This is a genomic window from Seleniivibrio sp., from assembly GCF_021209385.1.
GTDB lineage: Bacteria > Chrysiogenota > Deferribacteres > Deferribacterales > Geovibrionaceae > Seleniivibrio.
Window position 1 is genome coordinate 1 of record NZ_JAJOIL010000039.1, and the last position, 23,230, is coordinate 23,230.

The window sequence follows — 23,230 nt, forward strand, 5'->3', positions numbered from 1 at the left end:
GGGACAAGGTCATCTATGTTAAGGTAAAGTTCTGTTTGAAATTGGTCTTCTGTCTCTTTAAGCATAATAGATTATAACAGAAAACGCCATATAATTACAATTACATGGCGTTTGTCAACAATCTGAGCCCGCTTGAAAGCGGGCTTTGATAATGACGTCTTATTTTGCTCCGAGAATGAAGCGCGCCGGATTAACCGGAACTCCGTTAACAAGCACTTCGTAGTGTACGTGTGGTCCTGTGCTTCGTCCGGTGTTGCCCACCTGAGCTATCCTGTCCCCTTTGGAAACTTTTTGTCCCGCATGAACAAGTATATTGCTGTTGTGAGCGTATTTTGTCATGTAGCCGAATCCGTGGTCTATTATGACGATTTTGCCGTATCCGTTCTTGCGTCCGGAGAAGATAACTGTACCTTTTGCAGCCGCGCGGACAGGTGCGCCGTATTTTGCGGCTATGTCAAGACCTTCGTGGAAAACGCGTCTTCCTGTAAAGGGAGATATTCTGTAGCCGAAACGGCTTGATATCCAGCCGCTTGTGGGCCAGATGGAAGGTGTTGAACTTAAAACGAGTTTCTGCTTTTCGAGCATATCCGCAAGCTCTGTAAGGCTCATGGCTCTTTTTTCAAGGTCTGAACCGAGGCTTGAAAGGGTGTTGGAAAGGTCTTTGAAATAGTCCTTGTCCTTCTGCTCGTTTGCTTTTGTTATGTCTGTCACCGGGTCAAGCTCTTTACCGCCCATTGCGAGCTGTTTCTTTTCGCCGAGAGCTTTGCCCCCGAAAGATGCGAGACCTCTGACCTTCTCCTCAAGCTCGACAACGGAAGCCAGTTTGTCGTTGATAACGACCATCTGGTTTTCGTAGCCTGCAATCTGATTTTTGAGTTTTTCATTTTCTGATTTATATGTGAGGAGAACTGCTTTTTCTTTGTGGAGCTGGCTGAGTTTGTAAAATCCTACGCATGAGACAGCGACAAAAACGGCGCTGAAGGCAAGAACACCGGCAACGACACGTCCGCTGAACTTACGGGTCTTCACTTCGCCGAGTCGTGACTCATCGAAAATCATTACCGTATACTTCTTCTTCATTCCGCCTCCGTTAAAATTTTAATTATTGATTTTACCTGAAACTGCCGATTATATCAAGACATTATCCGACATAGGCTTTTCAGACGTAAGTTCTTGCTGTGCTTTTATTAACAGTTTTGTGACAATTCCTGTAATATTGCAGCTGCACGCTCTGTGCAACCCTCAACGGGTACTTCTTCCGTTATTCCGGTTTTTCTTACGGTTATTTCGACGCATCCTTTCTCAAGAGTTTTCTTTCCGATTGTTATGCGCACTGGGATACCGATAAGTTCGGCGTCATTGAATTTAACACCTGCGCGTTCGTCCCTGTCATCTATGATGGGTTCAAGTCCCATTCGGTTCAGTGTATTGTAAATTACTTCCGCATTTTTCATAACCTCTTCGTCCTTAACGGCGAGAGGAACAACACACACTTTAAATGGTGCGAGCTGAACGGGCCATACTATGCCTTTTTCGTCGTGGTTCTGTTCGATGGCGGATGCTGCGACGCGGGTTACGCCTATTCCGTAGCATCCCATGATGAAGGGCTGTCTTTTGCCTTCGTTGTCAAGGAAAGTGGCGTTCATTGATGCGGAGTATTTTGTGCCGAGTTTGAAGATGTGTCCGACCTCGATACCTTTTGTTATCACATACTTTCCGCCGCACTGACAGCATTTGTCGCCGGGGTTTGCGTTGCGGAAGTCGTCAACGTCAGCAAATTCAAAATCTCTGCCGTGATTGACATTCAGTGTGTGTGTCTCTTTCAGGTTTGCACCCACGCAGTAGTTTACCATGGCGGCAACGGCAAAGTCGCCGTAAACCGGAACCTTCATGCCGACTGGTCCTGAAAATCCCATGGGACCGCCGGTGGCTTCCTCTATTTCTTCGTGGCTTGCAAGCTCAACTGTGGTTGCGCTGAAATAGTTCTTAACCTTTGCCATGTTCATTTCGTGGTCTCCGCGTACCATAATGCCCACGAGTTTTTCGTCAACGCGGACGATCATGGTTTTGGCTATGGATGCTGAAGGGACGTTAAGGAACGCCGCAACCTCTTCCACGGTTTTTGCCCTGGGCGTTTCCACGTCTTCGGAAGGTTTCAGTTCGTCAGCTGATTTTGTATATTCGTCAACGCAGACGGCTTTTTCAAGGTTTGCCGAATAGTCGCATGAATCGCAGCTTATAACGAAATCCTCTCCTGTATCGGCAAGCACCATGAATTCGTGAGAGAATGAACCGCCAATGGAGCCTGTGTCGGCATCGACGACCTTATATTTAAGTCCGCACGCCTCGAAAATACGGCAGTATGCCTGACGCATATTCTCATAGCTGATGTTGGCGCCTGCATCGTCCATGTCGAACGAGTATGCATCTTTCATGACAAATTCGCGTCCGCGCATAAGACCGAAACGGGGGCGAACTTCGTCACGGAATTTTGTCTGTATCTGATAAAGGTTAATAGGCAGGTTTTTGTATGAGCTGATGAAACTGCGAACCACGTCGGTGATTACCTCTTCGTGTGTGGGACCGTAGCAGAATTCTCTGTCGTGGCGGTCTTTTATACGCAGAAGTTCCTTGCCGTAATAGTTCCAGCGTCCCGATTCTTTCCAGAGTTCCGCGGGCTGAACAGAGGGCATAAGAAGCTCGATAGCTCCCGCTTCGTTCATGCATCTGCGGACGATATCCTCAACCTTACGGATTACAATAAGTCCCAGCGGCAGGTAGTTATAAACACCAGATGCGAGTTTTTTTATCATGCCTGCTCTGAGCATCAGTTTATGGCTTACAACCTCCGCCTCTGCGGGAACTTCGCGCAGAGTGGGGATGAAAAATCTGCTGTATCTCATTTTTATCTCTCCTTGATAAAAAGAAAAATCTATAACATAATCCGGCTGTGGATGCCAGCGTTAATCATATTCTATAACGGTGCGCGTGTGAAGAAATATATTTTAAGACCTGTCGTTGCCGAGGTTTAAGCATGTCTAAAAAAACAGTGGGTCAGCTCCTTAAAGAGCTTGGATATGTTACGGAAGAGCAGATTCAGGTTGCTCTGGACGTTAAGAAGATAAGAGACAGACTGCTCGGCGAGATACTCATAGAGCTTTCCTTCGTTTCGCCCAGAGAGATTGCCCTTGTCGTTGCGAAGCAGTCCGGCAAGCCCTATATGGACATCAGCGAACACCCGCCGTCAAAGGATGCTCTGCGTCTTTTCGACAAGAGCGTTGCGAAACAGCTTGAGATAATACCACTTGAGAACAGACCGGAGAAACTTGTTGTTGCCGTCGCCGACCCGTTCAACATCAACACCATCGACATCCTTAAAAGAAAGGCTGGAAAAGAGGTCGATATATACGTCTGCGACAGGGATTCCATCCTTAAAAATATTGAGATAAACTATTTCCTTCTGGAAAAACCCATAGAGGACGAGATCGACAGGATAGTGAAACGCTTTTCATCGTCCGGTTCGTCCGCAGATATACCCCAGCTTCTGGAGCATATCCTCAACAGCGCCATCATAACCCGCGCAACCGACGTCCACATTTCGCCTGAAAGCATGGCGACCCACGTCTTTTTCAGAGTGGACGGCATACTCCGCCATTTTTATGTTTTTCAGAGCGAAATGCACATGGCTCTCTCTTCGCGCATAAAGATACTGTCGAACATGGATATTGCAGAACAGCGCCTTCCGCAGGACGGCTCCATGAGCCACACTTTTTTCGATGAGAATTTCGACATAAGGGTTTCCTCCATACCGACAATACACGGCGAAGGCATTGTTATGAGGATTCTCAGCAAGAACGTTTCGCTGTTCAACCTCGACAGCCTCGGCTTTGAAAAATCCACTCAGGCAAGACTTGAAAAACAGCTTGCCCGTCCCCACGGTATCCTGCTGGTCACGGGTCCCACGGGTTCAGGTAAGACAACCACGCTCTACGCTTCGCTTCGCAAGATAAATTCTCTGCAAAGAAAAGTGCTTACGGCGGAAGATCCTATAGAATATAAATTCCCGTTCATAAAGCAGACGCAGGTCAACGAAAAGGCGGGGTACACCTTCGCCCGCGCCATGCGTGCGTTTCTGCGTCAGGATCCCGATGTTATCCTTCTGGGTGAGATGCGGGACGAAGAGACAGCCGAAATGGCAATGCGCGCCGCCATAACAGGTCACCTCGTGCTCTCCACACTGCACACCAACGATGCAGTGACAGCCATCCCGAGACTGCTTGAAATGAATATAAAAGATTATATGATAGCATCCGGTGTGGGCGGGGTACTCGCCCAGAGACTCGTGCGCAAGGTCTGCATCTTCTGCCGCAAAGAGGCAGTGATAAAGGGTTCGGAGCTTATCAGGATGGGTATTCCGGAAGAGATGCTCGCACGCAACGGTATCACTCCAGAATACGACGTTAAATACATGCGCGGCGACGGATGCGAAATGTGCAAAGGAACGGGATATTCCGGCAGGGGCGTTATAAGCGAACTGCTGGAGATAACCGACGAGGTCGGTGATCTCATCGTGGCGGGTGCGTCGCCTTTGAAGATCTATACAAAGGCGGTGGAATCCGGTATGATACCGATACTTGAAGCGGGGTTGCTTAAAATGATGAAAGGTATCACCACCCCCGAAGAGATTCTGAGGGTTGCGCTTTAATGCAGGTATACAGAATAAGGTTTCTGGATCACACCGGCAGAGTAACGTCTAAAATAATAGAGGTTGAAAGCGATGCCGACATAAACGGTTATGTCTCAAGCCTCGGCTCAAACGTCATCGGGGTCGCCAAACTGCCGTCATACGCAAGGTTTCTGAACAGAAAGAAGAAGATACAGACAGCCGAAGTGGTGGAGATAATAGACAACCTGCACATGATAGTGAAATCCGGTCTGCCTGTGAATTCCGGTCTGATGGATCTTGCGGCTGACAGCGAAAACCCTGCAATGGCGGATATGCTCAACGATATGAGCTACCGCATACAGACGGGGATGACCTTTTCCCGCGCCATGTCGAAATATGAAAAAGTATTCACCGGAATGGTGGTGAACCTCGTGCGCATCGGCGAGGAGACAGGACAGCTTGACAACACACTCAAAAATGCCGCCGAACACCTTAAAAAGATATCCGACCTTAAAACAAAGACAAAATCGGCACTTATCTACCCTTCGTTTGCTTTCGTCGCCATGATAGGCGTGATGGTCTTCTGGCTTGTGGTTGTCATGCCGAAGATGATAGAGGCATTCAAATCTTTCAACATAGAGCTTCCGCCGACAACAAGATTCATCATGGGACTTTCGGGATTTCTGGAAAACTACATAATTCTGGTGGCGCTGGTTGTTTTCGGTGTTATCACCCTGAACGGCATCCTGCGCAGAAAGGTTGAGGAATACAGGTTTGTCACCGACAGGATAATAACACGTTTGCCTGTTTTCGGCGTGATAGTTAAAAATTACAATTACGCTTTTATAGCAGAATATATCAGGCTGATGATTTCTGCGGGACTGCCGCTTTATTCCGCGCTGAACATAATGGAAGAGAGCCTTCCGAATCTTGTTTATAAACGCTCAATAGCTGCGGCACGGGATATGATAGCAGGCGGTCGGTCTTTTTCTGCCGCTCTGGCGGAACAGAAGATGTATCCGAAGATAATCACCAGAATGGTGGGGATAGGGGAGCAGACAGGAAACCTTGACAACCAGCTTGGCAACGTTGCTGAATACTATTATTATAAGGTCGACACCATCGCACAGAATATTTCAAAGATGATAGAGCCTATAGTCATAGGTGTTGTGGGGCTGTTTATGCTTGTCATTATGATAGGATTGATGGGACCCATATTTACCCTCATCTCCAGCATGCCCACTTAGTCGCCGTTTATCTGCGGCGCATTACTGCGTCAGCTTGGTCGGCTTTTATAACCTTCGCATTTCTTCGTTGTTCTCAAAAAAATATTGCTCATGTACAAAAACGTACACTGCGCATATTTTTTCTCGCACGCCTCGAACTGCTCGGTTCTAAAAACCGATGTCAAATGCGGTCATTGCGAGGAGCGGAGTGACGAAGCAATCTGTGCTGCTCCTTCCCCAAACTTATACTCTTCCAGCTCGCCCTGTTTTGCTTCTTCAAGTGCAACTAGCAAATCCTTTATCATGCTGAAATTAAAATCAGGATTTTCCTCTGCTATCTTGCCAATTTTTGCCCAATATTCAATCTGTCCGCCAATGGAGCGGTTTTCAACTTTTGATTTAATCTTAGCTGAATCAACTATTTCTTCAGAAATTCTTATCGCATGCGCCATAGTTCACCTCTGACTATAAAATATTGCATAATGCAACCAAATGCAACAGTGTTGTTGTGTTGTATCAGAAAAGCGTAGCGAAGAAGCAGTCTCTAATAATTAATATTGCCCAGTGCGGGGAATACCCTGAAAAGGAATATGCTGACGGTCTGCATGCTGTCGGTCACCATCAGAATACCGATGATGATAAGCAGTGCGCCGGATATCTTTTCCACAGCCATGACAAGTCTGCCCGCCTTTCTCACGGTGGAGAATACAAAGCCCACAGCCATTGCCGAAAGCAGAAATGGTATCCAAAGCCCGAAGCCGAAAACAGCAAGGAGCAGGATGCCGCTGGAGACGGTCTCTTTTGCCGCGGCGAGTGACAGGATGCCCGCGAGGATGGGACCTATGCAGGGTGTCCAGCCGAAAACGAATGCCACGCCCAGAAGAAACGCATTAACGAAAAAAGGCGCGCCTTTTTTTGAACTGTAGTGCCATTTCTTGTGCATCATCAGTTTATTGATACGGAAGATGCCTGTCATGTGCAGACCGAGTATGATGATAACCACACCCGCAGCTCTTCCGATTATGAGCTTATACTCTTTTAAAAACATGCCTATTTTGGTTGCGCCGGCACCGAGTAAAATGAACACCAGCATGAAACCCAAACCAAAAAACACTGCACCGAGAAAGACTTTCAGTCTAGCCGTCTTTTTATCGCCGGATGTGAGGGTCTCTATGGATTCGCCGGACATAAAAGAGAGATATCCGGGGAGAAGAGGCAAAACGCATGGTGACAAAAAGGAAAGTACGCCCGCAAGGAACGCCGTATAAAAAGAAACATTGTCCATATGCAATATTTACAAATTTCTACTTGATTATGCAACTTTTTTTTAACATCATAGTCTAAGCTTTATAAAAGCTGAAAGAGGTCATAATGAAGAAATCGTATAAGTTTATTCTTGCTGGGGTTGTGTTCGTCGGCGTTGTCGGCTGGCTGTTCATGTCCAGTTTCAAGCAGGAGAGCGTTTACTATCTTGAGGTTCACGAAGTTACTCATAACCCTGAAAAATATAATACAAAGGGCATGAGAATCACAGGCAACGTTTTGCCCGGTACCGTTACGCAGGACTATAAAAATCAGTATCTTCTTTTCACAATTCAGGATATACAAGGTAAGCCTGACACGATGAAAGTGGAATATCACGGGATCATCCCCGACACCTTTAAAGAGGACATCCACGTTATTGTTGAAGGAAAATATGACCCTGAAAAACAGGTTTTCAACGCCGCCACAGTTTTGACAAAATGTCCGTCAAAATATGAAGCGGATGTTGAACAAAAATCATAATCACCTGTCTCTGTTTAGACTGCTGTGTGAACGATAATTTTTATTGTTTGCATATGCCCGTTTAAAAGATAAGGGCGTGCTTTATTCAAATTTATAAGGGAGAATTATGGGACAGTTAGGTAATTTATTTCAGATTCTCGGTCTGCTTTCAGGCTTTGCTGCCTTCGTAATGTATGTTTACGCTATGCAGACCCAAAACAAGTCCACGGCAAAGCTTGCGGACTCAATAATGATCGGTCAGCTGGTTGCCTTTTCTCTGGCATCCTGCGTTCTGGTCTATGCGCTGGCGACCGGCTATTTCAAAATGGAATACGTCGCGCAGTACACGGACTCGAAACTTCCTTTTGTCTATAAAATTAGCGGCTGGTGGGCAGGACAGGCGGGTTCGCTCCTTTTCTGGGGCTGGCTTGTCGCTGTTTTTGCCGTCATAGAGATTTTCCGCACGAAAAACTATGACACAAAATACAGAACTGCCGTTCTCGCGGTGGCATCGCTGACATCCACCTTTTTCCTGATACTCACTATTTTCGTTACAAACCCTTTTGCGGAACTGGATTTCTTTCCGGCAGACGGTATGGGTATGAACCCTCTGCTGCAAAACCCGGGTATGCTCTATCACCCGCCCACCCTTTTCCTCGGTTATGTGGGATACACAATAACCGTCGGACACGCTTTTGCGGCGCTTGTTAATAAGGACTCATCTGCAAACTGGGCGATTGATACACGCAAGTGGACAGTTATCACATGGATATTCCTTACCATCGGTATCGTTCTCGGCGGTGAATGGGCATACGTTGAGCTTGGCTGGGGCGGATACTGGGCATGGGATCCGGTTGAAAACGCGTCTCTGCTTCCCTGGATAACATCAACTGCTCTGCTTCACTCCGCAATGATATATGAAAGACGCGGCAAACTGAAAATATGGACGCATATGCTTGCGCTCATCTCTTTCCAGCTCTGCCTGTTCGGAACGTTTATCACCAGAAGCGGTGTTCTTGATTCCGTACACTCATTTGCTAAATCTTCGCTGGGATATTTCTTCCTCGCGTTTATCATCATAACATCGGGAATATTCCTTAAATATCTGTTCCCTATGCTTAAAGAACTTTCGGACAAAGAAGAGCATCATTTCAGCTTCTTTTCAAGAGACGGAATGTTCTTCCTTGCGAACTGGCTGTTCCTCGGACTTACAATAGTTATCGCAGTGGGAACCATGATGCCCATTATTTCCGGTCTGGTTATGCCCGATAAGATCACTGTGGGTATCCCTTATTTCAACAGGGTTTCCGCACCTTTCTTCGTGCTTATCCTTCTGGCAGGCGGTATAGCTCCGCTTCTGCACTACGGAAAAATGGACAGAAAAGAGCTTATCAAAAAGCTCGCTCCCTCAACAGTTGCTATGATAGCGGCTATGGCGGCTCTTGTTGCCACAGGACACAAACAGGTGCTTCCTGTGCTTCTGCTCGGATTCACCACGTTTTCGCTGGTATCCATTCTCGTGTCAATATTCACAACTGTTAAGAAAGGCGGAACAAAAGTTCTGCTTTCAAACAGAAGATACTACGGCGGTCTTATCGTCCACATAGGCGTTGTCATGATGGCATACGGCATCGTGGCTTCATCCTTCTATAACGATAAGAAAGACGTTACCGTTGCACCCGGCGAAAAATTCGAATTCAGCGGATACACTCTTCAGGTGGGTCAGCTTCAGGCAAACGAGATGCAGAACTACGTTTCCGTGTATGCACCCGTGACCGTTTACAAGAACGGCAAAGAACTTATGACGCTTGCACCCGAAAGACGCTTTTATGAGAAGAACGAGCAGGCTTTCGCAGAGGTTGCCATCAGCTCAAAACTTCACGGCGACCTTTACCTGATACTCGCCAGCTATTCAAAGGTTGAGAACTACGTCGGAATTCAGGCTGTGTTCCAGCCGTTTATCGCATGGATATGGATAGGCTGTATCGTGATGGTTCTCGGCGGACTTTACAGCATTTCAGGCAGGAAAAAGAAGAATGTCTGAAACTCTCGTAGAGTTTAAGAAAGTAAATAAAAAATACGGACACATCCACGCATTGCGGGATGTGTCCGTTTCCCTTAATAAAGGCGAATTTGTCAGCGTTTTCGGACCCAACGGCGCGGGTAAATCCACCTTTCTGAAACTCCTCTGCACAATGACTCCGCCCACAAGCGGACAGATCCTTTACGAAAATACACCACTCAACAAATTACAGGACAGCTTCCGCAGCCGATTCGGCGTCATTTCGCACCTGCCTTTCCTTTACAGCGAGCTGACGGCGCTTGAAAACCTGCGATTCTATGCGAGAATGTACGACGTACAGAACATAGACGAACGCATAAAGGTGCTTCTGGAGAAGGTTGAGCTTTATAAACGCAGAAACGACAAGGTTCGCGGCTATTCACGCGGTATGCTCCAGCGCCTTTCCATAACAAGAGCGCTTCTGCACGACCCTGAGATAGTCGTTCTCGACGAGCCGTACACCGGACTTGACACCCACGCTTCCGATATACTCACGCGCATCCTTATGGAGCTTTTCGGCGAACAGAAAACCATCGTCATGGTCACCCACAACATGAAACAGGGCTATGACGCGGCTTCCAGACTTGCCATAATAAAGGGCGGTCAGCTTGTTTTCAACGAGGAAAAGGCGAAAATAAGCGTTCAGGAGTTCGACGAGCGTTACATAGAGGCGGTGAGCAGATGAAATATCTCAATACAATATCCGCCATCGTCCGCAAGGACGTTCTGCACGAGCTGAAATCGAGGGAGATAGTGGTTTCCATGCTCCTTTTCTCCGTGCTTACGGTGGTTGTTTTCAGCTTTATCTTTGAACCCGGTTCCCAGTTCAAAAACGAGGTCGTGGGCGGTATCCTCTGGATGTCTTTCGTCTTCGCGGGGATTCTTGGGCTTAACAAATCCATGATGAGCGAAGTGACAGGCGGCAACTTTTCCGCCCTGCTTCTGGCTCCCGTTGACCGCAGTGCCATATTTTTCGGCAAGGCTGTCAGCAATTTCATCTTTATCGCTATGGTGGAGATATTCACCATTCCGCTGTTCATGGTTCTTTATAACGTAAACATCTTCGCATACGGCGCTATGCCGGTTGTGATTTTCTTTTTAGGTACATACGGATTTGCCATACTCGGCACTCTGTTTTCAATCATTTCCGTGAACACCAGAACGAGGGAGGTCATGCTTCCCCTTCTGCTTCTGCCCATCATAGTTCCGATAATTCTGTCGTCCGTTCAGGCGCTGAATATATACATTCTGGGACACGATCCGGCGGATGCGTCAAAATGGCTGCAGCTTCTTGCGGCTTTTGATGCTATCTTTACGGTAGTGGTCTTTGCTGTTTTCGATTTCATTGTAGAGGATTGATATGAAGAAGTTACAAAAGTTTCTGGATATCGCCGCGATACTGCTTATCGTGGCGGGGCTTTACATGGCATTCATGTTTGCACCTATGGAAAGGGTGATGGGCGCCGTGCAGAAGATTTTCTATTTCCACGTTGCGTCAGCATGGATAGCTTTTTTCGCTTTCTTTGTGACGTTTGTTTTCAGCATCCTGTTTCTGGTCAAGCAGAACTTTCTGTTCGACGACATTGCTGAAAGCTCCGCCGAGATAGGCATCATGTTCTGTACGATAGTGCTTATAACTGGACCCATCTGGGCGCGACCCATCTGGGGCGTATGGTGGACGTGGGACCCCCGTCTTACCACAACGACAATACTGTGGTTCATCTATGCAGGTTATATCATGCTCCGCAAATTCATCGAAGAGGCGGACAAGAGAGCCAAGTTTGCGGCTGCAATAGGTATCATCGGTTTCATCGACGTACCGATAGTCTTCTTTTCCATCCGCTGGTGGAGAACCATTCACCCCAACGTGGTACAGAAGGGCGGCGGCGGGCTGCACCCCGACATGCTGAAAGCGATGCTTTTCGCTATCCTCGCATTTTCGGTGCTTTATGCCGCTATGATGCTTAAAAGAGTGCGCATCGCGTCACTCGCAAGAAGAATTGATGCTTTAGGAGAGAACAATGGCTAATTTCGGATATCTTTTCGCAGGTTATACAGTTATCTTCGTACTTCTCGGGGCATATTTTTTCAGCCTCGGCTCACGTCTGAACAACCTTGAAACAAGGGTTGAATCACTGGAAAACAAATAGTCAATTAACACGGCTGCCTCCTTTCGGGGGCAGCTTCTTTTCAAACTCTTTTCTGTTGAATATTTATCTAGTATCACATATAGTATCATTATGAAAGAAAAGGATATCCAGAAAATTATAAACAGTCCCCAAAAGGTCAAGTTCAGTGATTTGGACAAACTATTACAATTTTATGGATATATACCCAGACAGCCAAAGGGCGGTAGCAGCCACTTTGTCTATGTCAAAGAGGGAGAGCAGAAAATAATCACTGTTCCCTTTAAACGTCCTTATGTTAAGGACGTTTATGTGAAGCACATAATAAAACTTCTGAGAATTGGTGAATAATATGAAAAAAGACATAAAATACTATATGAATCTTCCATACACAGTTGAGATAACTCCATGCGAAGAGGGGTCTTACTTCGTTCAGATAAAGGAGCTTGAAGGCTGTTTTTCCGAAGGGGACACTGTTGAAGAGGCTTACAGTATGATAGAGGAAGCTAAAGAGGGCTGGCTTTCAGCAGCACTTGAGCATGGCTTTGAAATACCGCTTCCCGAATCCATGGAGAAGGAATACAGTGGTAAATTTGTCGTAAGAGTTCCCAAAAGCCTGCATAAAAAACTTATTCAGACAGCCAAGAAAGAGGGCGTCAGTTTAAATCTTCTTGCGTCCTCCCTGCTAGCTGAAAATCTTGTAAAACATGAAAAAAAGAAGGAAACTGCCTGACTTCTATCTTTTCATATATCCCCTGAGAATGAATCTTCCCATGAGTATTGCCGATGTCATGAGTACACCCAGAAGCAGGATGAAGCTGTGCCATCCGAAATCTTCATAGATAAGACCCGGCAGAACGGAGCCTAATGCTCCTCCTGCGTAGTAGAAAGCTACATAGAGTCCGTTGGTGACACCTTTGTGTTTGTCAGTTATCTTATTCACATAGCCAGCTGCGGCAGTATGCGCGAGGAACATGCTGGCACAGAATACGAACATTCCGAGGAACATGAGCCGTGTGTCGCCGGACACGAACAGAATCAGAGAAAGCACAAAACTTGTCAGCCCCACAAATACGGTACGCAGTTCCGAACCGAGATATTTGATTATCTTCATGACGTTAACGGACATCATTATGCCCATTATGTATCCTGTGTACATGATACCTATGACCATTTCACCTGAGTTCGGGTCGATCTGGCGCAGGCGGAAGGGCACGAAATTAAGCACTGCGGCGAACATGAAGAACATGAAGAATATCATGATATATATCATAGTGAATAGCCGCTGTGAAAGTATCTCCATTGCGGCGTGGGGGTTCATTTTTGCCAGTGTCGCCCTGTTTTCAGGAAGGGTTCTGATGAGATAAACTGCAAGCGCTAGGCTTACTCCCAATATCAGGAACATTGCTCTCCATCCTGCGTAGTGTGCTATCAGACCGGAAAAGAAACGTCCGGCAAAACCTCCGAATATCGTGGCGGAAATGTAAAGCGCCATGTTCTTTTGAACGTTGCTCTTTTCAGAAGTGTCGGCGATATAGGTCATGATGCCTGTCAGAACTGCTGGGATTGCGCATCCCTGTAAAAAGCGCACGCCAACCAGCAGATAGAAGGTGTTTGAGAAGAAGAACATAAACTGGCAGACAGAGAGAAACGCCAGCGAAAACAGCAGAACGCGACCTGCTGAGACAGATTCAAGTATGTATCCGTAAAATACTGGCGCAACTGCAAGGGGAACCATTGTGGCTGTGGTCAGAAGTGACGCCTGCGACATGGTCAGACCGAATTCCTCCGCAATGAGCGGCTGAACAGGCTGTGGGGCATACAGCGACGATATGGTCATCACCGTTGCGAACAGCAGGATAAGAAATTCTCTGCTCTGTTTCATCTGTAGCTTCGCAGGTATTGCGGCGGAATGGGTGCTTCAGCTCCAAGCGCTTTTGCGGCGTGTATAGCCCACTGATGGTTTTGCAGATGTCCTCTGCCTATCATAACTATATCGGCTTTACCCTCGGCAATAATGTTTTCGGCGTGCTGAGGTTCAGTTATGAGTCCTACTGCTGATGTTGTCATTCCGGTCTCTTTTTTTATCTTTTCTGCGAAAGGCACCTGAAATCCGGGTCCTGCGGGGATTTTTGCTATTGCCACTCCTGCTGTGGAGACATCTATCAAAGCCACGCCAAGAGGCTTAAGCATGTTTACCAGCTTAACGGAATCTTCCGGCTGCTGTCCGTCGGGAAGCCAGTCCGTAGCGCTGATACGAACGGATATCGGTACGCTTGTGCCAATGGCAGACTGCACCGATTTAACTGTTTCTATGAGAAAGCGCGCCCTGTTTTCAAGGCTGCCGCCGTATTCGTCCTCTCGTTTATTGGAAATCGGAGAGATGAACTCGCTCAGAAGGTATCCGTGGGCGGCGTGCAGTTCAACTATCTGCGCTCCCGCTCGCACGGCACGCATCGCTGATTCTGCGAATTTTTCAGTAAGCTCGTGTATGTGAGAAACGGTCAGAGCCGAAGGCGTCTGGGAATTTTCGTCAAAGGGTATGGCGCTGGGTGCAAAAAGGTTTGTCCAGTCCTTAAGAGGTTTGCCGCCGAGCCACGGTTTGTCGGTGCATGCCTTTCTGCCCGCGTGTGCTATCTGCACTGCTGGTACGGCTCCCTGTGACTCGATAAATGAAAAGATGCGGGCGAACCTGTCCGCCTGTGTATCGTTCCACAGACCGAGGTCGTAGGGGCTTATGCGCCCTTCGGGTGTGATTGCTGTAGCTTCTATAATGACTGCGCCTGCACCCCCCGCTGCCATTGATCCGTAATGGACAAGGTGCCAGTCGTTCGGGAGTCCTTCGCTTGCGCTGTATTGACACATCGGGGGGATAACCACGCGGTTGCGGAGAGTGACGCCGTTCAGTGAGACAGGTTTAAATAATTCTGACATAAGCATCCTCCAATAATAAAATAATATACTAACAATAGTACCTGTCCGGTATAATTCTCAAGAGCTTTTTTTGGGATTGCGCGGCACTGCTTCGCAATGTTATAAACGAAAGTGCAGACGAGGTGATGAAATGATATATGAAAAACTTCTTCAGGAAGCTCTTAGGGCTTCAAACGAACAGGATCTTCCGGATACGCTGTTTGCCAGTATCAGATTCATATGCGAAAGTAAAAACTCGGATCCGGAACTTATCCGCGAATTGATAGATCATCTGGAAAATTACGAACCGTTCGGCGACGTAGGCTGCGGAAATCTTTTTTCCAGTACAAGAGACATTGAGCAGTGCGTCGCCAAACTGTTTAAAGTGGGATGATTATTTATTCCATACGATTATGGCGCTTCTGTATTTAACTGTTTCGGTGTAACTTCCGTCAGCGTTTCCGAATTTTTCGAGATTTGTCCTGACGGCGTCTCTGTCTATCGGAACGTCATATGCCATGAGCATGTTCATTGAGCTTTCGGTGAGGTCTTCCAGAGATTTTGTGTGCTTCCATTCACCTTCGACATTTTCGCATTTGTACGCTATGCCGTTCTCCTCAAGCCATGCGCGCATTTTGTGTGCATCGCAGAAGTTTTTAGGGGTTATGCCGAATATCGGGCAGAGATGTTCAAGCACGTCAGAGGAACGCAGTCCGTCGAACCCCATATAGACGACACATTCCGTTGCGCAGTCGTTGAGTTTTTTCCTTGCGTCAGAGGCGCGAAGTGCAGGGGACATGGTGCAGAATGCGATATCGAACGTTCTGTCCGGTTTATATTCGTTCCAGTCAGAACGCACTGTTGTAATGTTTTTAATGCCGTTTGCGGCGGCATCCTCGTTCAGAAACCGAAGCATATCGTCGGAGATGTCAATTCCGAGAACGGATTTCGCCTCCTGCGCTATGTGCAGAGAATACATGCCCGTTCCGCATCCTGCGTCGATGACTGTTTTGCCTTTGAAATCCACACCCATTTTCCGTATGCGGTCAAGGATGCCAAGCTCATAGTTTCCCTCTCTGTTTTCGTATCTGGGAAACTCCTGTGCCTTTTTGTTCCAGAATTCTTTCTGTTCGCCGTGTCCGAGATGTTCCATTTATTCCCCCTTAAAAATAAGCGCACCGTATCGGCAGAAAGGTATACATTCACCGCATCCGATGCACGTTTCTGTTCTGATGACTATAACTTTTCTGTTCGTTTTGTCAGTGTAAAGCAGAATTGCACCTGTGGGGCAGTGGGTGACACATGCGCCGCAGCCTTTGCATTTTTCTGTTATTACATGAACTTTAACGTTCCCCATCTGTTATTGTATACAACTTAAATATGTTCTTGCAATAAGAACAGAAACGGCACAGGTTTAAATAAACGATTGATTAACGAGAGGGAGAGATGAACCTTAGATTTATTATATTCATCAGTATTTTTGCAATAATGAACGTTTACGCGTTTTCAAGAATAATAACCAGATGGCAATGGGCAAAAGAGCATTATGCGGTTGCATGGTCGGTTGTCGTGCTGATATTTATGCTGGAACTGCTCGCACCTCTTGGCGACAGAATGTTTCTGCCGCGTCTTAAGAGCGAGCTGGGTATGGCATGGCTGTTCATAGCCGTAAACTGGGTTTCATACACTGTTTTCGGCATGGTTACGCTTCTGGCGGCATACGGCATTATAACTGATATCGGCGCTATGGTGTGGCGTTTCATAGCACCGCCCACCGATGCAGTTGATATGGAGCGGCGCGTACTTCTCACGCTGGGCGTGCTGACCGTCGGCTCCACGGTGCTTGGAATAGGGCAGGCGCACGCTGAACCGAATGTTAAAGAGGTGAAGGTGCCTATCAAAGACCTTCCGGAGCAGTTCGAGGGGTTTCGCATAGCGCAGATTTCGGATCTGCACGTCGGACCCACCATAGGGCGCAGGTTCGCGCAGACTGTGGTCAACCGTGTGAACTTGCTGGATGCAGATGTTGTGGCTCTGACAGGTGACTTTGCAGACGGGCACGTCAAAGACCTCAAAAAGGACATAGCTCCCATAGCCGAACTTAAATCGAAATACGGCGTTTACTATGTCACAGGCAACCACGAATATTACTGGGATGCCGTCGGCTGGGTTGAGGAATTTGAGAAGATGGGTGCGAAACCGCTGATAAACAAACATGAAAAAATAAACGTGGACGGTGCGGAGATAGCGCTTGGCGGGGTGAGCGATTACTCAACCAGAAACTATGGCGCACTGCATGCATCAAGCCCGAAAAAAGCTTTCGACGGAGTGCCTGAAAGCATGACCAAGATACTTCTCGCCCACCAGCCCAACAGCTATGCAGAGGCTTATAAAGCTGGTGTGAATTTACAGCTTTCGGGGCATACCCACGCAGGGCAGTATTTTCCGTTCAGCCTGCTGATACCTTTCTTTCAGAAATATTACAAAGGACTTAACCGCCATGAAGATATGTGGGTGTATGTGAATACCGGAACGGGATACTGGGGACCGCCCATGCGCGCCGGAGTTCCTTCGGAGATAACCCTTCTGACACTGCATAAAGCATGAAGAGAATAGATCGCCGCGTCGCTGACGCTCCTCGCGAAGACGTATAGTTGTCTCTGCGAGGAGCTTTGCGACGAAGCAGTCTGAATTTATTCAGCCAAAAGATTATTTATTGATTCTGCCGCTTTGCGTCCTTCGCCCATGGCAAGAATGACCGTAGCCGCGCCGAGAACTATGTCTCCGCCTGCGTATACCCTTTCCATTGACGTTTTCTGGTCGTCGTTCGCAAGGATGTTGCCCCATTTGTTAACGTTTATCTCGGGTGTTGTCTGGCTTATGAGCGGGTTGGATGAGTTGCCAAGCGCCATGATAACGCTGTCCATCTCCAGAACGAACTCACTGCCTTTGATCTCCACAGGTTTGCGCCTGCCGGAATCGTCGGGTTCGCCCAGTTCATATTTCAGACATTCGATACCTGTGACTTTGCCGTCCTTGTCGCCCAAGATGCGTTTCGGGTTTGTGAGGAAAAGGAAAGTGATACCTTCCTCTTTTGCGTGAGCTATCTCCTCACGTCTTGCCGGCATCTCTTTTTCCGTTCTGCGGTAGATGACATAAACCTCTTCCGCTCCAACACGCAGAGCCATACGAGCCGCATCCATTGCAACGTTACCGCCACCCACAACAGCTGTCTTTTTACCTGTAAATATAGGGGTGTCCGCCTTGTCGGGAGTGTAGGCTTTCATAAGGTTTGCGCGGGTGAGGAACTCGTTTGCGGATGAAACGCCCACCAGTCCTTCGCCCTCAATGTTCATGAAGTTGGGAAGTCCGGCGCCTGTTCCCACGAATACAGCGTCAAATCCGTCCTTCTCAAGCAGGTCGGAAAGTTTTCTGGTGCGACCCACGAGGAAGTTCTTTTTAATGGTTACCCCCATTGAAAGGAGGTTATCTATCTCTTTGTCAAGGATTACCTTAGGCAGACGGAACTCAGGGATACCGTAGATCATAACGCCGCCGAGCTTGTGGAAAGCCTCGAAAAGCACAACCTCATGCCCTGCTTTGCGCACATCCGCCGCAGCCGTGAGCCCTGCGGGACCTGAACCGATGACGGCTACTTTTTTGCCTGTGGCGGGTGCTATCTCCGGCAGAGACATTTTGCCCTGTTCGCGTTCCCAGTCTGCAACGAAACGTTCGATACGTCCGATTGCCACTGATTTATCCATATCTTTGAGCGATTTGCCCACGGTACATTCCGCCATGCATTGAGTTTCCTGAGGGCATACACGTCCGCAGATGGCGGGGAGCATACTGTTCTTTTTGATTATGTTCACTGATTTCTGATAATCGCCCTCTGCTGCCGCTTTGATGAAACCGGGAATGTCGATCGCCACGGGACATCCCTTTATGCAGGGTGCGTTTTTGCACTGGAGGCATCTTTCTGCTTCAAGTTTGACCTGTTCCTCAAAGTAGCCTATCGCCACTTCCTGAATGTTTTTCGCGCGCACTGCGGGTTCCTGTGCGGGCATCTCCTGCATGGGGATGGCAAGCCTGTCCTTTGGTTTAAGTGCAGAGAAATCTATATTGTTAACGAGTTCCTGCGCCTCTTTGCGCAACTCTTCTGCGGGTATGTATGACATTATTTCTGCTCCTGAAGTTGTTCCACCGCCTCCTGAAGACGGCATCTGTGGTTTGCATCCTGTTCCTGCGGTTTGTATGAACGCTGGCGGAGCATCATGTTGTCAAAATCCACCTCGTGTGCGTCAAACTCCGGTCCGTCAACACAGACGAATTTTGTTTTGCCGCCCACGGTAACGCGGCATCCGCCGCACATTCCGGTGCCGTCCACCATTATGGTGTTAAGGGATGCGAAAGTTTTAACGCCGAAAGGACGTGTGGTCTCGGCGCAGAATTTCATCATTATCGCGGGACCGATGGCGACAGCAAGGTCTACGCCGCCCTTCTCGCATATCTCTTTCAGGGGCGCTGTAACAAGGTCTTTGCGTCCGTATGAACCGTCGTCTGTGCAGACGATGAATTCGTCCGCTATGGCGCGCATCTCGTCCTCAAGGATAAGAAGTTCCTTTGTTCTGGCTCCCATGATGATTATAACTTTGTTCCCTGCCTTTTTCATCGCCTGTGCGATGGGGTGCATGGGTGCAACGCCGATACCGCCGCCGACACAAACAACCGTGCCGACCTTTTCAATGTGGGTGGGCATGCCCAACGGTCCCAGAACATTCTCCACAACATCTCCCGCATTAAGCTGCGCCAGTTTCAGGGTGGATTTGCCAACCACCTGAAAGATAACGGTAATGCTGCCGGCCGTTTCGTCGGCGTCGGCAATGGTGAGGGGAATCCTCTCGCTGTAATCACTGTCCGCCTGCAAAATGACGAACTGTCCGGCACGTCTCTCTCTCGCTATTTCAGGTGCTTCAAGCACAAGCTGAAATACGTCGCGCGAAAGCTGAGTTTTCTTTAATACTTTGCTCATTGCTTACCTCATCTGTTAGTCGGAAAGAGCTAATTTCATGCAATTTTTCTTTAAATGCAAGATGTTTATGACCGCAGTGCAGGTGTGTTCCGCCTAATAGTGTTTTAATTTCTGAATATAGAATATGATATTCTTTAATATGGTTCAAAACAGATATTTGTAAATAGCTGTGGGCTTGAAAAAGGTTTTTTGGAATGGTTGTGTAAAACCGTGTTTGAATATGTTCAGATCAGGTCAGTTTTGGTCGCGATATTTTTTTGTGAGTCCGTTGAGAAATTTCCTCATATGCTGGTCGCCGAGCGCCTGAAAATTGCGGTGGTCGGGTCTGCGGAAATATGCGGAGACCTCTGATTTTGTAACTTTCGCTCCACCCATTTCAAAAATTTCGATGATGTCAGTATCTTTAAGCTCAAGCGCAACGCGCAGTTTTTTCACTATGTCGTTATTTAGCATCTTTCGCGCCCCTTTTAAATGTTATGAAGCCGTCAAGAAAAGCGTTCAGAAGCTCATCAGAAGTTTCCTGATAGTTCTCGTCTTCCTCTTTGGACATGAGACCAGGGATGTCTTCGCGTTTTATGGGATGCCCGCCCATATCCAGTATTTTCAGTATTTTGTTGTCGTTAAGATTCATTGCGTAGCGGATACGGCGGAATATGTCATTATTATTCATGGAGGTATATTACATATTCATGAAATAAAAACAATGGGAATATAAATCCACCCCGACCCTCCTTTGGCAAAGGAGGGCGTAAGCCTCCCTTTAATAAAGGGAGGTTTGGAGGGATTTTCTTTTTATTATTAAAGCGCTCTTTGCAGTATACAGGCGGAAACGTCGGGAGTGATGGCTCCAGTTTCGCCAAGGGCTGTCATGCCGTGGCTTTTCAGTGCGTTCACGACAGCTTCCACATCGGCTTTTATACCGTATTCGGTCAGAGTCAGCTTAACACCTATACTGCGGAAAAGTTCTTCTATCTTATTAATGGTATTTTCTTCTGTCAGAGCGGCGCCTTCCAGTCCGAAGACGTTTCTGCCCATTTTCAGAAGTTTTTTTGACTTTTGCAGTCTCATCTGGCGCAGAACTGCGGGAAGGATGATAGCAAGGGTCTGCCCGTGGTCAAGCCCGTAGATGGCGGTGAGTTCGTGTCCTATCATGTGGGTTGCCCAGTCCTGCGGAACGCCGAGTCCGATAAGCCCGTTGAGCGCCTGATTTGACGTCCACATAAGGTTTTTCTGCCAGCTTTCCGTGCGTCTGTTTTCCCAGTCCTTTGCCAGTGCCGCAACGTTGCGAAGGAGAGCTTCCGCATATCCTTCCTGTACCATACCGTCGGTGGGGAAGGTCAGGTATTGTTCGGTAGTATGTACGAATGTGTCCACCATACCGTTTGCAAGCTGTCTGTCGCTCAGTGTTGTCATTACCGTATAGTTCATTATTGCGAACACAGGATAAACTGCTTCGGATTTGAAAAAGCGTTTTTCGTGAGTTTCCGCTTTTGTTATAACAGAACCGCCGTTGGATTCGGAGCCGGTGGCGGGAAGTGTCAGCACGGCACCGATGGGCAGTGCTTTTTTAACTATGTGCTTCCATTCGAGAATGTCCCATCCGTCGCCGTCATAAAGCGCTGCCGCCGCAACATATTTCGCGCCGTCTATTACAGAGCCGCCGCCGACTGCAAGGATAAAGTCAATATTGTTTTCGCGAACGAGCTGAACTGCCTTGTTCAGTGTTTCAAAGTGCGGGTTTGCCTCAACGCCTGAAAACTCAAAGCAGGTATGTTCTTTCATTGCCTCTGACACCTGCGTGTAAACTCCGTTGTTTTTTATGGAGCCGCCGCCGTAAATAAAGAGAACTCTTTTGTCTTTGGGTATGAGAGTTGACAGCGAACCGATGGTATCTTTGCCGAAAATTATCCGCGTGGGGTTGTAATAATTGAAATTGTCGAATGTGGTCATTTATCCCTCCGAGTTATCTGAATAGAGAATATAGTCAAAGGAGTGAATATTGTAAGTGTGGTTTATGCAAAATGTTTGCACAATCCTACAAAACCATGTTGTGAAAAATACCGCTTTGTTAAATTTTAAACTCATGACAACTTGATTAATTTTTATGTTAGTATAATATTAATTAACAAGCAGACTATTTTTATCTTATTGAGGTGTGTTATGAAAGCAGGCGGAGCCACACCAAAAAACAATACCGGTTTTTCAGTATCAGAAAACGATATACTGCTGCTCCGTTCGCTGATGAATGATCCTGACGGGGTCGTTATTTTTGCTCTGGACAGGGATTACAGATACACGTCCTTTTCCCTCAGTCACAAGAATGCTATGAAAGCAATTTGGAACTGCGATATCGAACTTGGCGCCTGCATGCTGGATTACATTCAGAGACCAAATGAAAAAGAATGTGCGAAGAATAATTTTGACAGAGCGCTTTCCGGTGAAAGTTTTACAGAAATAGAGATTTACGGCGGTAAATTCTGGGAAGACAGGTATCAGCCTGTTTATGACAACGGTAATATAGCCGGAGTCACAGTTCTTGTGATAGATGTTACGCGGCTCGTTCAGGCGGAAGAGGAACTGCGCAGAGAGATGTATGAGATGGAGCGGCTGAAAGAGCGCGAGCTTATATTTAACAGCATCGGCGAAGGGCTTTACGGCGTTGACCTTCAAGGAAACTGTACGTTCATAAACCACGAGGCACTGAGCATACTCGGCTATGAAGAGCATGAGGTAATAGGCAGAGAGACCCATGCCCTGTTTCACCACCACCATGAGGACGGCAGTGTTTACGAAAGGAGCGACTGTATAATCCACCGTTCACTGTCGAAAAATACCCGTGCGGAAGAGACAACATGGCTGTTCAAAAAGAACGGTGAAAAATTTCCGGTGCGTGCCATTGCAACCCCCATAAAGGATGGAGAAAATGTCAGCGGTGTTGTAATAGCTTTCTGCGACATGACGTCAAAACACGAGGTTGAGGTTCAGCTTAAAAACGCCAATAAAGTGCTTAAAATGCTCGCAACCACCGATCCGCTGACAGGTCTTTTCAACAGACGATATTTCGAGGAGAAAGGGGCGCAGCTGATAGCGAAGAGCAGAAAAGACGGTTCGGAGCTTTCCGCCGCCATGTTCGACATAGATTTTTTCAAAAAGATTAACGACAGGTACGGTCATTCCATCGGCGACAAAGTGCTTGTTATGGTTGCCGCCACTGTTACGAAACATCTTCGTAAGGACGATATCTTCGCACGCATCGGCGGCGAGGAGTTCGTTATACTTCTTCCCAACGCAAACCTTAGAGATGCAGTGGATATGACCCTGTAAATAAAATTGTGTAAGTGCGATTAATCCGTTAGAAATATATAGGAGTAATTGCACATGGATCAGAAGAAGATTGATGAACTGGCAAGCATTTTTGCCAAAGAGATGAAGACCGAAAAA

Annotated in this window: 26 protein-coding genes; 13 read left to right on the top strand and 13 right to left on the bottom strand. The window is 47.4% G+C overall.

The genetic code is table 11. From position 1 onward, the window contains the following. Window positions 1-159: 159 nt before the first annotated feature. Entirely contained in the window at window positions 160-1,080 is a 921-nt protein-coding gene (locus LRY47_RS13785; RefSeq protein WP_295226414.1) for a peptidoglycan DD-metalloendopeptidase family protein, read from the bottom strand. 107 nt (window positions 1,081-1,187) lie between these two features. After that, window positions 1,188-2,903, bottom strand: a complete 1,716-nt coding sequence (locus LRY47_RS13790; RefSeq protein ID WP_295226416.1) for a proline--tRNA ligase — start codon at window positions 2,901-2,903, stop codon at window positions 1,188-1,190. 131 nt (window positions 2,904-3,034) lie between these two features. Here LRY47_RS13790 and LRY47_RS13795 point away from each other — a divergent pair, with 131 nt between their 5' ends. Both LRY47_RS13795 and LRY47_RS13800 read left to right on the top strand, forming a co-directional pair. Next, window positions 3,035-4,705 carry a GspE/PulE family protein gene (locus LRY47_RS13795; protein WP_295226418.1) on the top strand — a complete coding sequence of 557 codons (1,671 nt, stop codon included), beginning with the start codon at window positions 3,035-3,037 and terminating at the stop codon, window positions 4,703-4,705. Continuing rightward, entirely contained in the window at window positions 4,705-5,913 is a 1,209-nt protein-coding gene (locus LRY47_RS13800) for a type II secretion system F family protein (RefSeq protein ID WP_295226420.1), read from the top strand. The genes LRY47_RS13795 and LRY47_RS13800 overlap by 1 nt, the downstream gene beginning before the upstream one ends. Before the next feature lie 170 nt (window positions 5,914-6,083). On the opposite strand, the gene LRY47_RS13805 is transcribed toward LRY47_RS13800, so the two are convergent. After that, window positions 6,084-6,344, bottom strand: coding sequence for a hypothetical protein (locus LRY47_RS13805; protein WP_295226422.1), 261 nt, complete (start codon window positions 6,342-6,344; stop codon window positions 6,084-6,086). Window positions 6,345-6,436: 92 nt separating this feature from the next. Beyond that, complete coding sequence (locus tag LRY47_RS13810) at window positions 6,437-7,177, bottom strand: cytochrome c biogenesis protein CcdA (protein ID WP_295226424.1); 741 nt, start codon at window positions 7,175-7,177, stop codon at window positions 6,437-6,439. A gap of 86 nt (window positions 7,178-7,263) precedes the next feature. Between LRY47_RS13810 and LRY47_RS13815 the strand changes: the two genes are divergently transcribed. The 8 genes from LRY47_RS13815 (at window position 7,264) to LRY47_RS13850 (ending at window position 12,577) form a co-directional block, all read left to right on the top strand. Beyond that, window positions 7,264-7,677 carry a cytochrome c maturation protein CcmE gene (locus LRY47_RS13815; RefSeq protein WP_295226426.1) on the top strand — a complete coding sequence of 138 codons (414 nt, stop codon included), beginning with the start codon at window positions 7,264-7,266 and terminating at the stop codon, window positions 7,675-7,677. A 106-nt stretch (window positions 7,678-7,783) separates the two neighbouring features. Next, a complete protein-coding gene (locus LRY47_RS13820; RefSeq protein WP_295226428.1) occupies window positions 7,784-9,700 on the top strand; it encodes a heme lyase CcmF/NrfE family subunit in 1,917 nt (638 codons plus the stop codon). Beyond that, window positions 9,693-10,403: an ABC transporter ATP-binding protein gene (locus LRY47_RS13825; RefSeq protein WP_295226430.1), complete on the top strand. Its 711-nt coding sequence runs from the start codon at window positions 9,693-9,695 to the stop codon at window positions 10,401-10,403. Before LRY47_RS13820 ends, LRY47_RS13825 begins: the two co-directional genes overlap by 8 nt. Further along, window positions 10,400-11,077, top strand: coding sequence for a heme exporter protein CcmB (locus tag LRY47_RS13830; protein ID WP_295226432.1), 678 nt, complete (start codon window positions 10,400-10,402; stop codon window positions 11,075-11,077). The genes LRY47_RS13825 and LRY47_RS13830 overlap by 4 nt, the downstream gene beginning before the upstream one ends. 1 nt (window position 11,078) lies before the next feature. After that, the gene (gene ccsA, locus LRY47_RS13835) at window positions 11,079-11,747 is read left to right on the top strand and encodes a cytochrome c biogenesis protein CcsA (RefSeq protein ID WP_295226434.1); all 669 of its coding nucleotides are present in this window, start codon (window positions 11,079-11,081) and stop codon (window positions 11,745-11,747) included. After that, entirely contained in the window at window positions 11,740-11,868 is a 129-nt protein-coding gene (locus tag LRY47_RS13840) for a CcmD family protein (protein WP_295226436.1), read from the top strand. The genes ccsA and LRY47_RS13840 overlap by 8 nt, the downstream gene beginning before the upstream one ends. Window positions 11,869-11,958: 90 nt before the next feature. Further along, the gene (locus LRY47_RS13845; protein ID WP_295226438.1) at window positions 11,959-12,195 is read left to right on the top strand and encodes a type II toxin-antitoxin system HicA family toxin; all 237 of its coding nucleotides are present in this window, start codon (window positions 11,959-11,961) and stop codon (window positions 12,193-12,195) included. A 1-nt stretch (window position 12,196) separates the two neighbouring features. Next, on the top strand, window positions 12,197-12,577 hold the full coding sequence (locus LRY47_RS13850; RefSeq protein ID WP_295226441.1) for a toxin-antitoxin system HicB family antitoxin: 381 nt from the start codon (window positions 12,197-12,199) through the stop codon (window positions 12,575-12,577). 3 nt (window positions 12,578-12,580) lie between these two features. On the opposite strand, the gene LRY47_RS13855 is transcribed toward LRY47_RS13850, so the two are convergent. Next, window positions 12,581-13,729 (bottom strand): MFS transporter, encoded by a 1,149-nt coding sequence (locus LRY47_RS13855; protein WP_295226443.1) that lies wholly within the window; start codon window positions 13,727-13,729, stop codon window positions 12,581-12,583. Beyond that, complete coding sequence (locus tag LRY47_RS13860; protein ID WP_295226445.1) at window positions 13,726-14,778, bottom strand: NADH:flavin oxidoreductase/NADH oxidase; 1,053 nt, start codon at window positions 14,776-14,778, stop codon at window positions 13,726-13,728. Before LRY47_RS13860 ends, LRY47_RS13855 begins: the two co-directional genes overlap by 4 nt. Before the next feature lie 130 nt (window positions 14,779-14,908). Here LRY47_RS13860 and LRY47_RS13865 point away from each other — a divergent pair, with 130 nt between their 5' ends. Continuing rightward, window positions 14,909-15,151 (top strand): GSU3529 family protein, encoded by a 243-nt coding sequence (locus LRY47_RS13865; RefSeq protein WP_295226446.1) that lies wholly within the window; start codon window positions 14,909-14,911, stop codon window positions 15,149-15,151. On the opposite strand, the gene LRY47_RS13870 is transcribed toward LRY47_RS13865, so the two are convergent. Continuing rightward, window positions 15,152-15,910 (bottom strand): class I SAM-dependent methyltransferase, encoded by a 759-nt coding sequence (locus tag LRY47_RS13870; protein WP_295226448.1) that lies wholly within the window; start codon window positions 15,908-15,910, stop codon window positions 15,152-15,154. Beyond that, window positions 15,911-16,114, bottom strand: a complete 204-nt coding sequence (locus LRY47_RS13875; RefSeq protein ID WP_295226450.1) for a 4Fe-4S binding protein — start codon at window positions 16,112-16,114, stop codon at window positions 15,911-15,913. Between the two features lie 89 nt (window positions 16,115-16,203). On the opposite strand from LRY47_RS13875, the gene LRY47_RS13880 reads away from it, so the two are divergent. Continuing rightward, on the top strand, window positions 16,204-17,364 hold the full coding sequence (locus LRY47_RS13880; RefSeq protein ID WP_295226452.1) for a metallophosphoesterase: 1,161 nt from the start codon (window positions 16,204-16,206) through the stop codon (window positions 17,362-17,364). An 86-nt stretch (window positions 17,365-17,450) separates the two neighbouring features. Here the strand turns inward: LRY47_RS13880 and gltA are convergent, their stop codons facing one another. The 5 genes from gltA to LRY47_RS13905 form a co-directional block, all read right to left on the bottom strand. Further along, the gene (gene gltA / locus LRY47_RS13885) at window positions 17,451-18,935 is read right to left on the bottom strand and encodes an NADPH-dependent glutamate synthase (protein ID WP_295226454.1); all 1,485 of its coding nucleotides are present in this window, start codon (window positions 18,933-18,935) and stop codon (window positions 17,451-17,453) included. After that, a complete protein-coding gene (locus LRY47_RS13890; RefSeq protein WP_295226456.1) occupies window positions 18,935-19,789 on the bottom strand; it encodes a sulfide/dihydroorotate dehydrogenase-like FAD/NAD-binding protein in 855 nt (284 codons plus the stop codon). Before LRY47_RS13890 ends, gltA begins: the two co-directional genes overlap by 1 nt. A 234-nt stretch (window positions 19,790-20,023) precedes the next feature. Continuing rightward, a complete protein-coding gene (locus LRY47_RS13895) occupies window positions 20,024-20,242 on the bottom strand; it encodes a DUF1456 family protein (protein ID WP_295226458.1) in 219 nt (72 codons plus the stop codon). Further along, the gene (locus LRY47_RS13900) at window positions 20,232-20,459 is read right to left on the bottom strand and encodes a DUF1456 family protein (protein ID WP_295226459.1); all 228 of its coding nucleotides are present in this window, start codon (window positions 20,457-20,459) and stop codon (window positions 20,232-20,234) included. Before LRY47_RS13900 ends, LRY47_RS13895 begins: the two co-directional genes overlap by 11 nt. Window positions 20,460-20,587: 128 nt before the next feature. Then, window positions 20,588-21,739: an iron-containing alcohol dehydrogenase gene (locus LRY47_RS13905; protein ID WP_295226461.1), complete on the bottom strand. Its 1,152-nt coding sequence runs from the start codon at window positions 21,737-21,739 to the stop codon at window positions 20,588-20,590. Window positions 21,740-21,949: 210 nt separating this feature from the next. Between LRY47_RS13905 and LRY47_RS13910 the strand changes: the two genes are divergently transcribed. Beyond that, window positions 21,950-23,113: a sensor domain-containing diguanylate cyclase gene (locus LRY47_RS13910; protein WP_295226463.1), complete on the top strand. Its 1,164-nt coding sequence runs from the start codon at window positions 21,950-21,952 to the stop codon at window positions 23,111-23,113. The last annotated feature ends 117 nt before the right edge of the window (window positions 23,114-23,230 follow it).